Genomic DNA, 1,169 nt, shown 5'->3' with positions numbered 1-1,169 from the left:
CTTTAGCTTGTTCGATGTCTTCGAGGCGAGAACCTGCGGTGAGCTTACTGAACTCTTCTTTTGCTGAGTCTAATTCGGCTCTCGCCGAGTCCCTTGCCGCAAGAGCTGAATCTTTTTCGGATTGGCTGATGAGTTTTTTACGCACTAGTTCTGCTTTGCGTTGATAGTTTTTCTGCGCTTCGGTAAGCTGCGCTTCCGCTCGGGCTACGCGAGCCGATGCGGCAGCAATGTCTTCTGGGCGTTCACCATTGGTCAATTTAAGCAAATACGCTCCCGCTTTGGCTTGCTCGGCAACGGCGTGCGCAAGAACGGCTTGTTGATTCTTGGTATCGAGCTGAACCAACACTTCCCCTTCACTCACCAAGCTGCCTTCTTTGACAGGAAGGGCTCTAATTATCTCATTAGATGTGGCGGTAAACGTTACGCGGTCACGCTCTAGGGTGCCAAGCGCTTGGTGCGTGTTATCTTTTGAACAGGCGCTTAAAAGGGCAATAATCAATGTGCCAAAAATGATTCGCTTCATAGTGCGGTGCTTCCTTTGAAGAAGTAATGCATGAATAGATAACTTGCGAACGGGAGCGTGTTGATTGAGCCCGCTAACCCGTCGCTAACCGCCATCCATAACGATTTCTTTTTAGAGCTTAGCATTTTATCTACAAGCGATTCTTTTTAAATAGAGAGGCTTAGCGTTGGAAGTGGGCTATGAAGGCCTCAATTTAAAGAACCTTGACCAAGCTCCGGTTTTTATCGGCAAATGACATTAAAAAAGCCCAGCGATAATCGCTGGGCTTGAATAGATAAGAATGACGTTAGTGACTATGCCGTTTTGAATTGGCCGACGATCTCTTGTAGACCTACCGCCAGCTCACTTAAATCGCGACATGCAATTGCTGTTTGGCGTGAACCTGTCGCCACTTCGCTAGAGAACTGGTTGATGTGTTCCACGTTACGATGCAGCTCTTCTGTTACCGAGCTTTGCTCGCTGCAAGCACTCGCAATTTGAATGCTCATTTCAGCAATGTTATCTGCGCCTTTTTCGATTTGGTCGATGGTTGCACCGGCTTTTTGTGCTTGCTCAACGCACTCTTGAATCAAATCGCTGCTGTTGTTCGTTGCTGAAACGGCACTCTTCGAACAATTTTGCAGTTTAGATATGATCGTGATGATCT

General features: G+C 47.3%; 1 protein-coding gene and 1 pseudogene. Both read right to left on the bottom strand.

Annotated features, from left to right (window positions below):
- The coding region (locus tag R8O70_RS25775; protein ID WP_318184529.1) for a lipoprotein at positions 1-523 on the bottom strand (523 nt) is incomplete at its 3' end.
- 293 nt (positions 524-816) lie between these two features.
- Positions 817-1,169, bottom strand: a pseudogene (locus R8O70_RS25770) (methyl-accepting chemotaxis protein); the annotation flags it as partial.

Source organism: Vibrio sp. 779(2023) (assembly GCF_033344285.1).
Classification (GTDB): Bacteria; Pseudomonadota; Gammaproteobacteria; order Enterobacterales; family Vibrionaceae; genus Vibrio; species Vibrio alginolyticus.
The sequence above is the reverse complement of the archived record's forward strand: the minus strand, read 5'-3'. Positions and strand labels throughout refer to the sequence as shown.